At 45.0% G+C, this 17,642-nt stretch carries 14 protein-coding genes; 4 read left to right on the top strand and 10 right to left on the bottom strand.

What is annotated here, in order from left to right:
• Window positions 1-36: 36 nt before the first annotated feature.
• The 4 genes from D1614_RS22310 (at window position 37) to D1614_RS22295 (ending at window position 9,430) form a co-directional block, all read left to right on the top strand.
• The gene (locus D1614_RS22310) at window positions 37-2,787 is read left to right on the top strand and encodes a phosphoenolpyruvate carboxylase (protein ID WP_119440219.1); all 2,751 of its coding nucleotides are present in this window, start codon (window positions 37-39) and stop codon (window positions 2,785-2,787) included.
• Between the two features lie 218 nt (window positions 2,788-3,005).
• Window positions 3,006-5,678: a glycoside hydrolase family 3 protein gene (locus tag D1614_RS22305; protein ID WP_119440218.1), complete on the top strand. Its 2,673-nt coding sequence runs from the start codon at window positions 3,006-3,008 to the stop codon at window positions 5,676-5,678.
• A gap of 34 nt (window positions 5,679-5,712) precedes the next feature.
• On the top strand, window positions 5,713-8,157 hold the full coding sequence (locus D1614_RS22300; protein ID WP_147384346.1) for a hypothetical protein: 2,445 nt from the start codon (window positions 5,713-5,715) through the stop codon (window positions 8,155-8,157).
• 46 nt (window positions 8,158-8,203) lie between these two features.
• Window positions 8,204-9,430 (top strand): MliC family protein, encoded by a 1,227-nt coding sequence (locus D1614_RS22295; RefSeq protein WP_162304606.1) that lies wholly within the window; start codon window positions 8,204-8,206, stop codon window positions 9,428-9,430.
• 130 nt (window positions 9,431-9,560) lie between these two features.
• Here the strand turns inward: D1614_RS22295 and D1614_RS22290 are convergent, their stop codons facing one another.
• The 10 genes from D1614_RS22290 to D1614_RS22245 form a co-directional block, all read right to left on the bottom strand.
• Window positions 9,561-9,953, bottom strand: a complete 393-nt coding sequence (locus D1614_RS22290; RefSeq protein ID WP_119440215.1) for a DUF302 domain-containing protein — start codon at window positions 9,951-9,953, stop codon at window positions 9,561-9,563.
• Between the two features lie 164 nt (window positions 9,954-10,117).
• A complete protein-coding gene (locus D1614_RS22285; protein WP_119440214.1) occupies window positions 10,118-10,669 on the bottom strand; it encodes a 2-oxoacid:ferredoxin oxidoreductase subunit gamma family protein in 552 nt (183 codons plus the stop codon).
• A 12-nt stretch (window positions 10,670-10,681) separates the two neighbouring features.
• The gene (locus D1614_RS22280) at window positions 10,682-11,503 is read right to left on the bottom strand and encodes a thiamine pyrophosphate-dependent enzyme (RefSeq protein WP_241558151.1); all 822 of its coding nucleotides are present in this window, start codon (window positions 11,501-11,503) and stop codon (window positions 10,682-10,684) included.
• On the bottom strand, window positions 11,481-12,602 hold the full coding sequence (locus D1614_RS22275; protein ID WP_175579298.1) for a 3-methyl-2-oxobutanoate dehydrogenase subunit VorB: 1,122 nt from the start codon (window positions 12,600-12,602) through the stop codon (window positions 11,481-11,483). Before D1614_RS22275 ends, D1614_RS22280 begins: the two co-directional genes overlap by 23 nt.
• Window positions 12,603-12,635: 33 nt before the next feature.
• Complete coding sequence (locus D1614_RS22270) at window positions 12,636-12,863, bottom strand: 4Fe-4S dicluster domain-containing protein (protein WP_119440212.1); 228 nt, start codon at window positions 12,861-12,863, stop codon at window positions 12,636-12,638.
• A gap of 790 nt (window positions 12,864-13,653) precedes the next feature.
• Window positions 13,654-14,220, bottom strand: coding sequence for a Crp/Fnr family transcriptional regulator (locus D1614_RS22265; protein WP_119440211.1), 567 nt, complete (start codon window positions 14,218-14,220; stop codon window positions 13,654-13,656).
• A 44-nt stretch (window positions 14,221-14,264) separates the two neighbouring features.
• Window positions 14,265-15,584, bottom strand: coding sequence for an aminotransferase class I/II-fold pyridoxal phosphate-dependent enzyme (locus D1614_RS22260; RefSeq protein WP_119440210.1), 1,320 nt, complete (start codon window positions 15,582-15,584; stop codon window positions 14,265-14,267).
• A gap of 158 nt (window positions 15,585-15,742) precedes the next feature.
• Window positions 15,743-16,267: a flavodoxin gene (locus D1614_RS22255; RefSeq protein WP_119440209.1), complete on the bottom strand. Its 525-nt coding sequence runs from the start codon at window positions 16,265-16,267 to the stop codon at window positions 15,743-15,745.
• Between the two features lie 18 nt (window positions 16,268-16,285).
• Window positions 16,286-17,116: a prephenate dehydratase gene (locus D1614_RS22250; protein ID WP_119440208.1), complete on the bottom strand. Its 831-nt coding sequence runs from the start codon at window positions 17,114-17,116 to the stop codon at window positions 16,286-16,288.
• Between the two features lie 129 nt (window positions 17,117-17,245).
• On the bottom strand, window positions 17,246-17,641 hold the full coding sequence (locus tag D1614_RS22245; protein ID WP_119440207.1) for an ACT domain-containing protein: 396 nt from the start codon (window positions 17,639-17,641) through the stop codon (window positions 17,246-17,248).
• Between the last annotated feature and the right edge of the window lies 1 nt (window position 17,642).

The raw sequence follows: 17,642 nt of genomic DNA, 5'->3' as shown, positions 1-17,642 counted from the left end.
TTGTTAGCTTGCATAGAAAATCATAGTTGGGAAAAAATGAGACAACTGGAAATCCTGAAAAAAGAACTGGGGAAACCGTATTTCGATCTTGAGTTTTTATTGCATTGCCTGAAAGAAGTGCTGGAAGAAAACCACGAAACCGAACTTTCCGAGTCCATTCCCTGGATTTGTGAAAATGAACACTACGACGATGTCCGTTTTACCCGGAAGCATTTTCATTTGTTTTCCATCGCTTTCCAGTTGTTAAACCTCGTGGAAACCAACGGCGCTGTTCAGAACCGGCGCAAAACGGAGGAACAAAAGTCGCTCTCGGCCATTAACGGATTGTGGGCCAACAGCCTGGAATTGCTAAAAAAGAACGACTTTGCCGAAGAGCAGATACTCGAAACATTTTCCGAAATAGAAGTGCAACCCGTGCTTACCGCACATCCTACAGAAGCCAAACGCCCTGTGGTACTGAAAAAATACCGCGAGCTTTACCTGCTGCTGGTAAAACGCGAAAACTCGATGTACAATTCGTTTGAGCGCGAAGAAAACCGCAACGAAATCAAACGTGTGATCAATGCCATCTGGCACATCGATGAGTTTTACATGGAAAAACCCAACGTGGAAACCGAGCTCGAAAACGTGATCCATTATTTCACCAATGTTTTTCCTGAAATCGTATCGATCAACAACCGGCGTTTGGTGCAGGCCTGGGAATATGCTGGCTTCGATCCGCACAAACTGGTGGACAATAACGTATTTCCGCAAATTCGCTTTGGAACATGGATTGGCGGTGACCGCGACGGACACCCGTTTGTTACGGCTGACGTTACCCGTCATACCCTGCAAAAACTGCGGCTGAATTCGTTTCTTATATTAAAAAACGAGCTGACTACATTGGGTGAAGATCTGAGCTTTTACTTCAGGATAAATCAGTTACCGACAGGCATTTCAGAACGTTTAAAAGAATTGATTGCTGAAAATCCGGATGAATTAAAACCCGTGGTCGCTCACAACCGAAAAGAGGCCTTCAAACTATATGTAAGCCTGTTAATCGCCAAACTTCCGGTAAAAATCGGGCGCGAACAGTCGTTCGAATTGCTCGATACTCCCGAAAGTTACAGCAACTCCAAACAGTTGATACGGGATCTCGAAATTCTGAAAGACGGCTTGTACCAACTCGGAAAAGATTCGCTGGTGCATAATTCTGTTTATCATACCATTCAACTGGTAAAAACCTTTGGTTTTCACATGGCCGAACTGGATGTTCGCCAAAACAGTGCTTATTACGAAAAGGCTCTGAACCAGATTGTGGACGAGTCGCACTTGTCGAGCATTGATTTTGACAAGGGGAAATCGGAAATCATTCGTTCGGAGCTGAAATCGAACCGGCCTTTTATCCGTGACTGGAGCCACCTGCCCACAGAAGCTAAAAGTGTGCTCGACTGCTTTGCAGTGCTGCAACAGCATTATTCAAAATATTCGGGTGCGGCGCTGGGGTCGCTCATTATCAGCATGACCCGCAACCTGGACGACTTGATGACGGTTTACATTCTTGCGAGGGAAGCCGGATTGACTCATTTCGACAAAACCCCCATCCTGAAATTGCACGTCGTTCCCTTATTTGAAACAATTGACGACCTGAAAGCAAGTCCGAAAATCCTCGAAGAATACCTTAATCAGCCGGTGGTGCAAAACAGTCTCGAATACCAGCGGATCGCACGAGGCCGGAAACGCCGGATTCAGGAAGTGATGATCGGCTACAGCGATAGCAACAAGGACGGAGGAATTCTGGCCAGTACCTGGTACCTTTACAAAGCCCAGAAAGAGTTGACAGACGTAGCCAATAAATTCGACATCGATTTAAAATTCTTTCACGGAAAAGGAGGATCGATCAGCCGCGGTGCCGGCCCTGTTCACTGGTTTTTCAGAAGTCTGCCCAATGGCACGCTTTCGGGCAAAATAAAGATGACCGAACAAGGCGAAACCATCGAAAAGAAATATGCCAACAAAATAAACGCGGCCTACAACCTCGAATTAATGGTTTCAGGGGCCACGCTCAATACCCTTCTTCACCAACAAAATAGACAGGGAAACCAGGTGGCAGCCGACATTATCGAGTACCTGGGTGGCGAAAGTAAAAAAATCTATACCGACCTGCTGCACAACGAACATTTCCTGGAGTTTTTCCGTCAGGCCACTCCCATCGATGTAATCGAGCAAAGCAAGATTGGTTCTCGTCCGTCAAGACGAACCGGAAGACAAACTTTTGAAGATTTGCGGGCCATTCCATGGGTATTTAGCTGGGGCCAATCGCGTTTTCACATTACCAGCTGGTACGGAGTGGGCTCAACGCTCGAAAAACTTAAAGCTGAATTTCCCGATAAGTTCCAGACACTGAAAGAACTGGTGCGCGAAAACCAGTTCGTACGCTATGTGCTCACCAACATCGACACCAGCCTCGCCAGCACCGACGAAGAAATTATGAAGCTTTACGCCGGGCTGGTAGAAAAAGACACTGTGCGGGATTCAATTCTTCCCCTCATTTTAAAGGAGCTGGAAAAGACACACGCCTTTATGGAGGAACTACTCATGCGACCGATGGAAAACAGGCGCAAAAATCACTTTCATTCTACTGCCTTGCGTGCCGAAGCACTCGATTTCCTGCACAAGAATCAGGTGAACAACCTGCGAAAGTGGAGAGGAATGGAAAAAGCTTCAGACGCAGAAAAAGAAACAACGCTCAACGAATTGCTCATTTCGGTAAACGCCATTTCCAACGCCATGGGAACAACAGGGTAATCCTTTCTTTATTTTAGAAGCTCAATACCCGGATCTTAATTTACTTCGGACACACCTTCTATTTCACTCCAAAGAAACATTTGAGACGCAACAATTTGATTGTGCCATTCAATAAAAATGAACAATCTATTGTTGCAGGATAAACCCGTATCCCAATTCATCTTCGTTAAATAAATTTTATCTTTATCGGAAGTTTTTAAACAATTTTAAAAAATACTATGATCCGGAAATTCATTACCCTGGCCGTCCTGACAATTTCCCTCTTTTCATGCAACAAAACCGATAACGAAATTTACAAAGATCCAACTGCTCCGGTCGACCAGCGAGTGGATGATTTGTTGTCCCGCATGACGCTGGAAGAAAAATTCTGGCAACTTTTTATGATTCCGGGTGATTTAAGCGATGAAAAAGAAAGATATAAACACGGGATTTTTGGATTTCAGGTAGCTACCAAAGGAAAATCGGGGAACTCGGCAGAACAGTTACTGGATTATTCGGGAGGCAGTAACGCCCGCCAAACTGCGGAGCTGATCAACAATATTCAAAAGTATTTTGTGGAAGAAACGCGCCTGGGAATTCCGATTATTCCGTTTGACGAAACGCTTCACGGACTTGTGCGACCGGGTGCTACCGCTTTCCCGCAAGCAATTGCTCTGGCAGCCAGCTGGGACACTACCCTGATGCAGCAAGTGGCACACGCCATTGCCACCGAAACAAAATCACGCGGTATCCGGCAAATACTTTCGCCGGTGGTAAACATAGCGCGTGACGTACGTTGGGGACGCGTGGAGGAAACCTATGGCGAAGATCCTTATCTCACTTCAAAAATGGGGGTTGCCTTTGTTTCTCAGTTCGAAAACATGGGAGTGTTAACAACGCCCAAGCATTTTGTTGCCAATGTGGGCGACGGCGGACGCGACAGCTACCCGATTCATTTTAACGAGCGTCTTCTGGAAGAAATCTACTTCCCGGCTTTTAAAGCTTGTTTTACCGAGGGTAAATCGTGGTCGGTGATGACCTCGTATAATTCGCTGGACGGAAGGCCTTGCACTGCCAACGACTGGCTGCTAAACAAAAAATTAAAGGAAGAATGGGGTTTTGATGGCTTTGTTATTTCCGATGCCGGAGCTACCGGAGGCGCCAATGTACTGCATTTTACGGCAAAGAATTATGCTGAGAGCACCGAACAGGCGATAGAAAACGGGCTGGATGTTATTTTTCAGACTTCATACGACCATTATCCGCTTTTTTGGGAAGCATTTGAAAAAGGAATGATCGACGAAAAAGCGATCGACGAAGCTGTTCGGCGGGTGCTTCGGGCCAAATTCAAACTTGGCTTGTTTGAAAATCCTTACATTGATGCGAAAGAAGCCGATCAGTTTAACGGTACCAAAGAACACCGGGAACTCGCGAAAGTGGCGGCGCAAAAATCCATTGTATTACTGAAAAACGAAAACGAAACACTTCCGCTTAGTAAAAATATTCAGTCGCTTGCAGTAATTGGCGTTGATGCCCGGGAAGCACGTTTGGGTGGCTATTCGGGTCCGGGAAATAATCCGGTCAGCATTCTGAAAGGCATTATAAATAAAGTGGGTGAGAAAAACGTAAACTATGCGCCGGGCAGCGGAAGGCAAATCGCAAATTACACGACAGTACCTTCTTCTTCGCTTTTTACGATTGAAAACGGAAAGAAAATCAACGGACTGACAGGCGAATATTTTAACAACAGCGAATTAAACGGAGAACCTGCGCTGACCAGAACTGACCGGCAGTTAAATTTTGGCTGGACCTTGTTTTCTCCCGATCAGGAAAAGATAAATTACGATTGCTATTCGGTTCGGTGGACAGGCAAATTGCTGGCACCGGAAACAGGAACCTTTGAAATTGGAATTAAAGGCGACGATGGCTACCGCATTTATATCGATAATCAGCTGGTGCTTGACAATTGGAAAAAACAAACAGTAAGAACGCTGACAACCCAATACCGTTTTGAAAAGAACAGGGAATACGATTTACGCATCGAGTTTTATGAAACCGTTGGAAATGCCCGTTTTAACCTTGTATGGAACGTGGGTATCAAAGATGATTCGGAACAAGCTATCAACGAAGCAGTGGCACTGGCCCAAAAAAGTGATGTAGCTGTTGTGGTAGCCGGAATAGAAGAAGGCGAGTTTAACGACCGCGCCTATCTTTCGCTGCCCGGAAAACAGGAAGAATTGATTCAAAGAGTTGCTCAAACGGGAAAACAGGTAGTTGTATTGTTGGTAGGCGGAAGTGCCGTTACCATGACCAATTGGATTGACCAGGTCCCGGCGATTGTTGATGTGTGGTACCCCGGCGATGAAGGCGGAAATGCCGTGGCCGATGTGCTGTTTGGAGATTACAATCCTGGGGGCAGGCTCCCGGTCACTTTCCCGGTACACGAATCGCAACTTCCGCTCTATTACAACCACAAACCCACCGGCCGCGGCGATGATTACCACAACCTCACCGGGAAACCGCTTTTCCCCTTTGGATTTGGCTTGAGCTATACCGAATTTCAATACAGCGACCTCCGTTTCGATAAACAGCAAATCGGGCAAAATGAAAGCACTACAGTACGAGTAAACATAACCAATACCGGAAATTACGACGGAGATGAAGTGGTTCAGCTCTATGTCCGGGATCTGTTTGCGTCGGTGGCGCGCCCCTTAATGGAACTAAAAGGTTTCCAGCGAATTCACCTGAAAAAAGGGGAAACCAGGGAAGTGAGCTTTTCCGTAACACCGGAAACGCTGAAAATGCTTAACGAAGAAATGCAATGGGTGGTGGAACCGGGTGATTTTCGGATCATGGTGGGAGCCTCTTCCAACGACATTCGACTTCGCGGAATCTTGCATGTTAATGAATAAATCTGAAATTATAAAACCAATTAAAAACGATAAGATGAACCCAAAAATGAAAACAACCGTCCTCCAGTTCTTTCTTTTAATTTTTCTGATCACTTCCTGTTCCGTTGAGAAAGGCGAACAATTTCCGCTCGAAAAATGGACAATGACCATCAATAATAAAGGAAAGATCATTGAGTTGAAAGACAACAGCACAGGCATGAATCACTTGCTTCCTGAACGTGAATCGTGGCTGCTTACATTAAAACAGGATACGGTTATTCTAAAGCCTCAACAGGCATCCTTTCAAAAAGACAAGCAAACACTTACCCTGAATTTTGAGAACAATATTTCCGTTCAGGTAATTATTCAACCCAAAAAAGATCACATAACTTTTGAAGTGGCTTCCGTATCGTCTGAAGATGGAATTGATGCATTGATTTGGGGGCCTTATTATACCAATCTCAACAATAGTATTGGCGAAGTAGTTGGCATCGTTCAGGGCGAAGAATTTACGCTCGGATTGCAGGCCTTGAATCAAAAAACATTGGGAGGCTATCCGTGGACTGACGACGATTTTCTTCCGCAACTGGATATTTTCAGCCAGTCGGATTCCGAAAACATGGAGAAAGAAGAAGGTACGCCTTACACGCTTTATTCGGTTGAAGCTGCGAAACCCGTGCACAACGGCAGCTCGTTGCAGGCGTACACGCGTAACAGAAGTCACGACCGGGTGATCAAAAACTGGGGACATGAGAAATACCTTGCTCCGGCATACAACGATGGCGGATTGGTGGGTTCAAAAATTGCCCTTTTCGGATGCGCTACCGAAAACACTTTGCACACCATCGGCGAAATTGAAGTGGCGGAAGGCCTTCCCCACCCGACCATCAACGGCGAATGGGTGAAAACTTCTCCGGTGATCAATTCGTCGTATCTGATCATGGATTTTAACGAACAGAACATGGAGGAATGCCTCAAATACACGAAACTTTCGGGCTTCAATTATTTGTACCACAGCCATCCGTTTGCATCGTGGGGACATTTTCCCTTGCTGCAAAACCAGTTTCCGAATGGATACGACGGGATGAAAGCCTGCGTAAAAAAGGCAGAAGCAGAAGGAATACACATCGGCACGCACACACTCACCAATTTTATTAATACCAACGATCCGTATGTAACACCAATTCCCGATAAAAGACTGGCAAAAGTAGGCAGCTCTGTGCTGACAAAAGCTATTGGAACAACTGAAACGGAAATTGAAATTGAGTCGCCCGACTATTTCAACCAGTTTCAAAACAACAACCTGCGCAGTGTGGTAGTTGATGATGAAATCATTCGGTACGGCTCGGTTAGTGAAAATGCGCCCTGGAAATTACTCGATTGTCAACGCGGGGCGTTTGGAACAACTGCAGCTGAGCACAAAACAGGAAGCAGCATCGGGAAACTGGCCGACCATGCGTACAAAGTTTTCCTGGGAAATGCCGAACTCGACAAGGAAATTGCGGAAAACATAGCGGATTTTATGAATTACACAGGAGTGCGCATGCTCGATTTCGACGGTGTGGAAGGAACCTCGTCCACCGGAATGGGAAAATACGGTGAAGCGTTGATGGTTTCGCAATGGTACGATCATTTAAATGACGATTTGAAAAGCCATTTTCTGGTGGGCTCGAGCCGCACACAGCATTACCTGTGGCACATTTATTCGCGTATGAACTGGGGCGAACCATGGTATGCCGGTTTCCGGGAAAGTCAAACAGAATACCGCCTGGCCAACCAGAAGTTTTACAAACGTAACCTGATGCCGGGAATGCTTGGGTGGTTCAGATTGACGGAAAGCACGCCCGTGGAAGACATTGAATGGATGATGACGCGTTCTGCCGGGTACAACGCAGGATTTGCCTTTGTTTCCAGCCTTCAGACGATTCATTCGAACGGCAGTGCAGAAGAAATTTTCCGGATCATGAATTTGTGGGAAACCGCCCGTTTGGCCGGCTTGTTTCCGGAAGATGTCAGAGAAAAAATGAGAGATACATCTACCGAATTCCGCATGAAAAAAACCGACGACGGATCGTTGATGCTTACCGAAGTTTTCTCTCACAAATTTGAACACGAAAACAAAACCCGTCAGCCGGGAGAGCCCCTGTATTCCACTTTCGAATTTGAAAACACCTCAAAAGACCAGGCTTTGGGAATGATTATAACAGCACAAAATGCGGATGTATCCGACATTAAAATGGAAATCAACAATTACAAAACCCTCTCTTTTCCTCTTGTTCTGAAAAAAGACCAGAGTATCAAAATTATGGGAACGGGAGAAGCTGTTGTGTACGATAAGAACTGGAATAAATTACAATCATTTACCGTTGAAAATTCGGAGATTCTTGTGACCAAAGGCAAGCAAACCGTAACCTTTGACTGCAAGTTTCGCAATACCGGCGACAATGCGAACGTAAAAGTGGAACTGATTTTGTTAGGCGATGACACGAAAATCAACTGACATTATTTTCACAAAACAAAAGCTACACAGAAAACAGATGAGAACAATGAAAAAACTATGGGCGATCGCGCTGTTGATTGCCGGATTGACAGCGTGCCAATCCTCTGGAAACAAAAACACACAAAGTAGTGAACACTCTGAAACCGCAGTAGAATTTACCGATGCTCAAACCTATGTTTCCGACGACGGGCAATATCGCTTTTCGGTTCGTTTTAAGAATCCGGAGAACATTCGGGTAAAAGAAATTAGCAAAGGAAAAACGTACGACCTTACCATTACACGGGCAGCCAGCGGAGCCAAATATTCGGACAACGAAGGAAACGTATTCTGGACAAAAGGCGACGGTTTTATGTGGATGAAAAACGACGAGCTGATCACCTCCGGCTCGTTGCTGGAAAGCACTTTTACAGGCAATTACATTACAAACGACTATTTGAAGCGCAACGAAGGTTACGACTGGGTGGCAGTAAAAGTAAAGCGTACCGGGAAAGACCAACTGTTGTTCCAGGTACGTTCGCGTGCCGACAAGAAAAAGCCTACCTGCACCTGGGATGAAAAGGCTTTTCGGGAATCGGACAAGCGGTATTACGCTTATGTTGACGACAATAAAATTCTGTTTACCTTCTCCGGCGATACCTTGACTATTGAAGCTGAATCGGAAGCCGGAAACAACGCGCTTCACTTTTTCTGCTCGGGTGGTGCAAGTCTGGCAGGAAAATATTTCAAGACTGATGAAGCGCTCGATCCGGAACAGGTTGACCCAACTGTTTTCAGCAAAGTTTTAAAATTGCAGGACATTGGCTTCAACATAACAGCAACGCGCAACAACGGTATGTCAGAAGTAACCATTTCGCCTTTCGGTCTGGAGATCGACAACCGGCCGGTAACCCACCAAGTGGAAGGAAGCATTACTGATGCTGAAATTGAGGACCTGAATGCCGATGGTTCTCCGGAAGTACTGATTTATTCGCGTTCGGATGGTAGCGGAAGCTATGGAAATGTTCTCGCCTACTCTGTTAACAACCGTAAATCGATGAGCGATGTGTACTTTCCTCCGGTAAGCGGAAATCCGGATTTGAACAAAGGCTACATGGGGCACGATGAATTCCGCGTGGTTGAGAACTACCTGGTACAACGTTTCCCCATTTACAACGAAGGCGACAGTAATGCCCAACCAACCGGCGGTATCCGTCAAATCACCTACAAGCTGGTGAATGGCGAAGCATCACGGCTTTTTGAAGTAAAGGATATTGTACACTTCGAAGGCAATTAACAAGCGGTAATTGGAGGAACTGAATTATTTCCATGAATGGTTCTGAATGCTTATAAAAACGACAAAACAAAAAAAGGCTATCCTGAGAATGCAAACAGGATAGCCTTTTTCTATTAGCAACCAAGCCAACCTAAGCCAGGTTATTAATCACATTCTTCATTTTCTGTTGCACTTCGGCAGCAATTTCGCTCAGGTGTTCATTTCCAACACTGATCATTGAAGCAATCGGATCAACCGCAGAAACCTCTACCTCGCCATTATCATTCTCCTCCACAACCACATTGCACGGCAGAAATACGCCGATTTTATCTTCGTTTTGCAAAGCTTTGTAAGCAAAATGCGGATTACAGGCCCCCAGAATTTTATACTTCTTAAAATCAACATCGATTTTGAATTTAAGCGTAGCACTCACATCGATTTCGGTTAATACGCCAAAACCTTCTTTTTTCAATTCGGCAGTAACAATTTCCAGTGCCTCTTCGAAACTCCGGCCTTTTAGTACGGCATTAAAATAATAACTCATAATTCTTCCCTTTTTTCTGTGTAAGTTATGACAAGTACACTCCATAAACAAGAATCACGCACATTGGTTTTCTGCTACTTGCAATAAGTTGTTAACGGCAGATAAAAACAAAAAGCCTCCCACCCTGGAAGGATGAGAGGCTGTATCTTTTTATTCAACTAAATCTAAACTACATGCACCTCTTCCACTATTTCGCGGCCCTTTTGCATGGCTTCCAGGTTAAGCGGAATGAGTTTATGATAGCGTTCGGGCAGCGATTTTGCCAGGCCTTTTTCCACGTTGTCGGGCGACAGGATGGGACGCACCTTCAGATAACTGCCAAAAACAATCATGTTGAACACTTTGGGATTTCCCATTTCAACAGACGCCTTGGTAGCTTCTACCTTAAAGACGTTGATATCGGTACGCGTGGGCGGATGAACAATACCATTGGGGTCGTAAAGCAAAACGCCCCCCGGTTTTACCGCCTTCTCAAACTTATCCATACTTTGCTGGTTCAGGATAATGGCAGTGTCGTATTCCTGCAACACCGGCGAACTGATCCGCGTGTCGCTTACAATTACAGTCACGTTGGCTGTTCCGCCACGCATCTCAGGGCCGTACGAAGGAAACCAGGTCACTTCTTTGTCTTCCATAATTCCTGAATAGGCCAGGATTTTGCCCATCGAAAGTACTCCTTGTCCGCCAAAACCGGCGATTATCATTTCTTCTGTCATTGCTTCAAAAATTTAATTCTCGGAATGTTCACCTTTCACACTGTCTTTCATATCGCCCAACGGATAGTACGGAATCATGTTTTCTTCCATCCACTTATTGGAAGCCACCGGAGACATTTTCCATCCCGAGTTACAGGTAGAAACCACTTCCACAAACGAAGTTCCTTTTTTATCCAGTACATTCTGAATGGCCTTTTTCAATGCTCTTTTGCATTTGCGAACGCCACCCGCTGTATGAACAGCCTGACGGGTTACATACGAAGTGCCGGGCAACTGGGCAATCAGGTTGGTAATTCTCATCGGGTACCCATTCAGGTCGGTGTTTCGTCCGTAGGGTGTAGTGGCTGTTACCATTCCTTCGAGGGTTGTGGGAGCCATTTGTCCACCGGTCATTCCGTAAATACCGTTGTTGATGAATACCACCAGGATATTTTCACCGCGGTTGCAGGCATGCATAATCTCTGCGGCACCAATCGAAGCTAAATCGCCATCGCCCTGGTAGGTAAACACAAAAGCATCGGGATTAACGCGTGAAATACCGGTTGCCACTGCCGGAGCACGTCCGTGCGCAGCTTCCTGCCAGTCGATATCGATGTAATTGTACGCAAAAACGGCACATCCTACCGGAGCCACACCAATGCTTCGTTCCTGGATGCCCATTTCATCAATCAGTTCGGCCAGAATTTTATGCACCACTCCGTGCGAGCAGCCCGGGCAATAGTGCATTGGCGTATCAGTCAACAGCTTTGTTTTTTGATAAACCAGGTTCTCGGGTTTTAAAATATCCTGAATATCCATCGTACCTTCTGTTTTAGTAACTTCTTTTAACTCCATAACTTAACTCCCATGAAAATTTATCCTCCAAAGCCTCCACAACTTCCGTAGGGGTTGGGATAATGCCTCCCATCCTTCCGAAATGATCAACACGCGCATTGCTTCCGGCATCGTAAACAGCCAGTTTAATATCTTCCACCATCTGGCCGGCACTCATTTCCACCGAAAGGAATCCGGCAGTTTTGCGGGCCAGTTCTTTAATTACTTTTTTAGGGAAAGGGAACAGCGTAATAGGTCTCAACAAACCTACTTTCAGCCCTTTTTCGCGAGCCACTTCCACTGCTTTCTGACAAACGCGGGCAGCGGTTCCGAAAGCAACCAGGATAAACTCGGCATCGTCGCACTGAATCGCTTCGTAACGTACATCCTCTTCTTCCATCTTCCGGTATTTAGCCTGAAGATTGATGTTCCGCACTTCCATATCGTTTGACGCCATTTCCAGCGACGTAATCACATTCTTTTTGCGCGAAGCGGGTTTTCCGGTAGTAGCCCAATCGCCGTTCTTCTCTACCAATTCCTCCTTTGTCCAGCGTGGTTTGTAATCGGCCAGTTCCACTTTTTCCATCATCTGACCAATGGCACCGTCGGCCAGAATCATGGCCGGGTTGCGGTATTTAAAAGCCAGTTCGAATCCAAGATCCACAAAATCGTTCATTTCCTGTACCGAAGATGGCGCCAGAACAATCAGTTTATAATCCCCGTGGCCACCGCCTTTTACTGCCTGAAAGTAATCGGCCTGCGAAGGCTGAATGGTTCCAAGCCCCGGGCCGCCACGCTGTACGTTTACCAGCAGGCAGGGCAACTCGGCACCCGCTAAATAGGAAATTCCTTCGGCCATCAGGCTAATACCCGGGCTGGAAGAAGAAGTCATTACTTTTTTTCCGGTTGCTGCCGCTCCGTAAACCATGTTGATGGATGCCACTTCGCTTTCGGCCTGCAGAACCACCATACCGGTTTCCTTCCAGGGCTCCCGCACCATCAGTGTTTCCATCACTTCCGACTGAGGTGTGATAGGATAGCCAAAATATCCGTCGCATCCGCAACGAATGGCGGCTTCTGCCAGCACCTCATTACCTTTCATCAATTTTATTTCGCCCATTTTTATGCTTCTTTTTTTTGATGTTCAAATTAACTAACTCGCTTTCGTACGGTAAACCGTGATACAGGTGTCCGGACAAACCACTCCGCAATTGGCACATCCAACACACGCCTCCGGACTTTTCATATACGAATAATGATACCCCTTGCTGTTTACCTCGAAATGAAGCGCCAATACATCATGCGGACAGGCTTCCACACAAACACTGCAGCCTTTGCATTCTTCCTTATCGACGACAACTGCTCCAATTACTCTTGCCATATCTATAATTTTTGTAACAAATTTAACGATTCAATCCCTTCAAAAAACTCATAAAAATCAGTTATTTACATCAAAAGAAATAGCGATTCTAAATCCTAACATTATCCGGAAATTTGCTTTCAGATTACAGTTTTGTCACAACTTTTCTTTTTGAGTTCTCACTTTTGTAAACAAAACTATTTTATACAACATGAAAATTGTGCAACTATTGTTGCTTTTCTGAAGATCGGAAGGTTTGAATAGTAGAATATTTGAGTTTAATGGAGATAGAAAAGTGATTGATAAAGATTGATACAAGGTTGATGAAGATTGAAATGAATTTGTTGAAGATAGAAATAGATTCTATGAAGGTTGAAACAGGTTTGACAAAGATAGAAACGAGTTTGATGCAGATAGAAGCAAGTTTGATGTAGATAGAAGCAAGATTGATGGAGGTTGAAACGAATTTGTTGAAGATAGAAATAAATTCTATGAAGGTCGAAACAGGTTTGACAAAGATAGAAACGAGTTTGATCTAGATAGAAGCAAGATTGATGAAGGTTGAAACGAGTTTGATGTAGATAGAAATAAATTCTATGAAGGTCGAAACAGGTTTGACAAAGATAGAAACGAGTTTGATCTAGATAGAAGCAAGATTGATGAAGGTTGAAACGAGTTTGATGTAGATAGAAATAAATTCTATGAAGGTCGAAACAGGTTTGACAAAGATAGAAGCGAGTTTGATGGAGATAGATTGCCCATTAATTTTGAGGTTTGAGGCTTGCAACTTGCCGTGCTCATCACACAAAAACTAAAGCTTATAAAGTATCCGGGTTAAAATATTACGGTGAATTCCTAAATAAGACGCGATGTGCTGACGCTGGACTTTCTGCGCCAGTTCGGGGTAATCCCCAAAGAATTTCCGGATGCGCTGTTCGGCATTTAGTGATTGAAACGAATGGATGCGATCCATGGCCTGTATGTAGCTCTCTTCGGCCAAAATACGAACCGTACGTTCAAACTTATGGTTCGTATCAAGTAACTCTTTAAACTGCTCTTTTTCGATGTAGATCAGCCTTGAATCTTCGTACGCCCGAATACATTCGGTTGAATCTTTCCCCAGCACAAACCCCCGGTGGTTGCTAACAATAAAATTGTTGGGTGGAAAAAAGAAACGCGAAACCCACTCGGTACCACTATCAGAAAGATAGGTTGCATACATAAGCCCGTCGAGCAGAATTCCGATTTTATGGTTCTTCTCGCCATAGTCGATAAACAACTCCCCTTTAGGGAGCAATATCGGTTCGCTGTTCAGGTTGAAATCTGTTAGTAATTCCAAGGTGTGCTCATATCGGGTAATTATTTTGGTTTTATCCATTTTCTGTTCTCACCTCCGTATTACTTTTCGATGTGATTCTCCGTTTAGTCCTTTTCCGAAAAGTTCTCGTTAAACAGTCTCAACCGGGTATCCAAATCGGCAAACTGACTTCGCTGTACAAACGACACGCAAGCCCTGATTCCTTCTTCGCAACTGCCCGTATTATCGAGCGCAATGGCACTCACACCGTAATACAACAGATTCTCCACCAAATCGTTTCCGGTCATTCCCGGGTAACCAATGGTAAAATAAAAGCCATCAGCAATGGGTACTCCCAAATCGCTTTTGTACACAATATCAAAGCCATTTTTCAGGAAAAGAGCCTTCATTTCGTGTGCCCTTTCACCGTATTCCTTTATGCCTTCCACAAAATTAAACTGCCCTTCGTTCGCGGCTTTCAACATACCTGCCAACGCCCACTGTGCCGAATGGCTGGTGCCCGATGAAACCGAATACAACAAACGCAACGTAACAGTGGCACCAAACGAAGTGCCTTTGAAACGTTCCTGCAAATCAGGGTAATCGCGCTCAAACAATTTATCGGAAATCGCCATGATTCCGATTCGCTGGCCGGCATACGAAAAGATCTTTGAACTCGAAATAAACAAGATATAATGATCCGTGTAATTGGCTACACTTGGCTGAAAAGGCGGCACTCCCGGTTTAGAGAGATCCTGACGGAAATCCATGCCAAAATAAGCCAGATCCTCCATCACAATTACATCGTATTTGGTAGCTAATTCTCCAATAATTTTCAGCTCGTCGTCGGTAAAGCAAATCCAGGCCGGGTTGTTCGGGCTTGAATAAATAATCGAGTTAATATTTCCTTTCGACAGGATCGATTCCAGCTTTTCGCGCAGTTTATTTCCCCTGAAATTATATACATCGAAGGTTTCGTATTTCAGACCCAGCACCATCATTTGCTGTTTTTGCACCGGAAAACCGGGATCGATGAACAGCGCCGTGTCCTTTTTCTTATCCACATGGGCAGCAGCCATAAAGGCCACAAAAGTTCCCTGCATAGAACCGGTAGTTGGAATACAACCTGCCGGAGCCAGCTCAACATCCAGAAAATTCTTAATAAATTTTGAGGCTTCCTCTTTTAGAGGTTTAATACCGTCCACCATTGGATAAATGGCAGCCACTCCCCTGTCGAGCGCTTCTTTTTCGGCATCAACGCCAACCTGGGCGGGTGGTAAACCCGGAACTCCCATTTCCATGCGAACGTATTTGAAACCCGTGGCTTCTTCCACCAGGTTTACGAGTGCTACTACTTCCCGAATGGATGCTTTGCCAACATCCGGAATACGAAGTTGCTTTATTTTTTCATCGACAAGTGCCTTGTCTAATGGAGAATTGTTCATAAACAAACAGTTCAAAATTTAATGTTCAGCGTTCAGGGGGTAACCTTGACAATTGGGGACCGGATGCTGGATACTGGATTCTGGATGCCCGATACTTGATACTTGATTTTGTATTGAAGCATTCAAGTCTTCACCAACTCGGTCCTTCCATCCTTATTCTAGAATCCGAAATCGCTGCGGATCTGTTCTACCCAGCTGGCAACACGTTTGTCTGTCATTTCAGGTTCGAAATCCTCATCTACCGGGAGACCGATAAACTTACCTTCCACTACTGCGTCAGACTCATCAAACTCGTAACCTTCGGTAGAAACCTGGCCCACCAAAACAGCGCCGTTTGCCATTAGTTCTTTTCCGAGCAAACCAATGTGATCTACAAAACCATGAGCATAGGTAACATGGTCACCCAAGCCAAAAACAGCCACCTTTTTACTGCCATAATCCACTTTGCCGATTTCGGGCATAAAGCGGCCCCAGTCGTTACTAGAAAAACTGGAATCCCAGGTGTCTTTTCCAACGGTGGAAAGGCCAAATATGATCTTGTCGTACTTTTCGATGTCGGCAGCCGACGCATTTTTTACAGCGATCATTTCTACTTTGTCTTCGCCGATGGCTTCTTTTATTTTATCAGCAACACGGTTAACAGCACCGCCAACCGGACCATAAAAAATAGCTATTTTGCTCATATTCGTAAATTTAGTTTTTTATTGGTTTTGTATTTCACCTCTTTTGTATTCACCTAAAATGGACAGGCTCGAAGCGCTTTTCAGCACCTGATGAATGGCCCGGTCGTAATTTTCGCCGTTTTCCCATTCTATGTCCACATGAAACGTATATTCGTTGGGTTTCCCGATAATGGGCACCGACTGTATTTTGGTAAGGTTGATCTGGTTCTCGGCAAAAGTGTTCAGCACCCGTGCCAGCGATCCGTAGAAATGCCCTACTTCAAAACAAACCGAAGCTTTGTTCGTTCCCTTGGTCGGATTACCGTGTTTCGACAAAATCAGGAAACGCGTGTAATTTTTCTTATTGGTTTCGATGCCCGTTTCCAGCGTCTTCAAACCGTATAATTCTCCCGAGCGCAAATTACCGATGGCAGCTGCGTTGATCATTTTCTCCTCAGCCACCAGCTTTGCCGATGCCGCTGTATCGAGCTTTTCGTGCAGCTTTGCATTCGGGTAATAACTTTCAATGAACTCCATACACTGTTGCAGCGCAATGGGATGGGAATGAATGTGTTGAATATCAGCCGAAGTTACTCCTTCGTTTACCAAAAGATTCATTTGAATGTGCAGGTAAATCTCACCGATGATACGTAAATGAAAATCGCGGATCAACTGGTAATTGTTCAACAGACTTCCGGCTATGGAATTTTCGATCGCCATTACAGCAAAATCAACTTTGTCAGCGTCAATCATTTCACAAACGGTGGTGAATGTCTTACACTCAACCACTTCCACATCATCCTCAAAATATTTTCTGGCTGCATCCTCGTGAAAAGATCCTGCAATGCCCTGAATAGCGATTCGCTTCATGCAATAATTTTTAAAGAACCCAAAGATACAAATAATGGGTAAAGATTTCAGCCGTGCACTATTTTCTCCGCTAAATTAACGCAATACTTCAGATAAGATTTTCGGACCCGTTTTGATTTACGCAGCCCCTTAACCGGCATACTCTTCCAAAATGGCCAGGCACCGTTGCATATTGGTGGGCCGGATTACAATCGTTGCCTGATCGTCGTTCATCGAAAAAGCATACATGTATTCTATAAAGGCGCCTTTGGCATTCAGAAATTCCAGCAATTGAGCCAGGCCACCGGGTTTGTTCGGGCTGTTGGCCAGAAGAACCTCGGTAGTTTGCACCGAAAAATCGCTGTCTCTTAACACCTTGCAGGCTTCATCCGGATCGGAAACCACCAGCCTCAGAATCCCAAAATCAGAAGTATCGGCAATGGTAAAAGCGGAGATATTTATCCCGGCATCGCCCAGAATACGGGTGACTTCGCTAAGTCTTCCCGATTTATTTTCCAGAAATACGGAAACTTGTTTTATGATCATG

Source organism: Maribellus luteus (genome assembly GCF_003576475.1).
GTDB classification, from domain to species: Bacteria; Bacteroidota; Bacteroidia; order Bacteroidales; family Prolixibacteraceae; genus Draconibacterium; species Draconibacterium luteum.
This window is presented reverse-complemented; position numbering and strand designations above follow the sequence as displayed.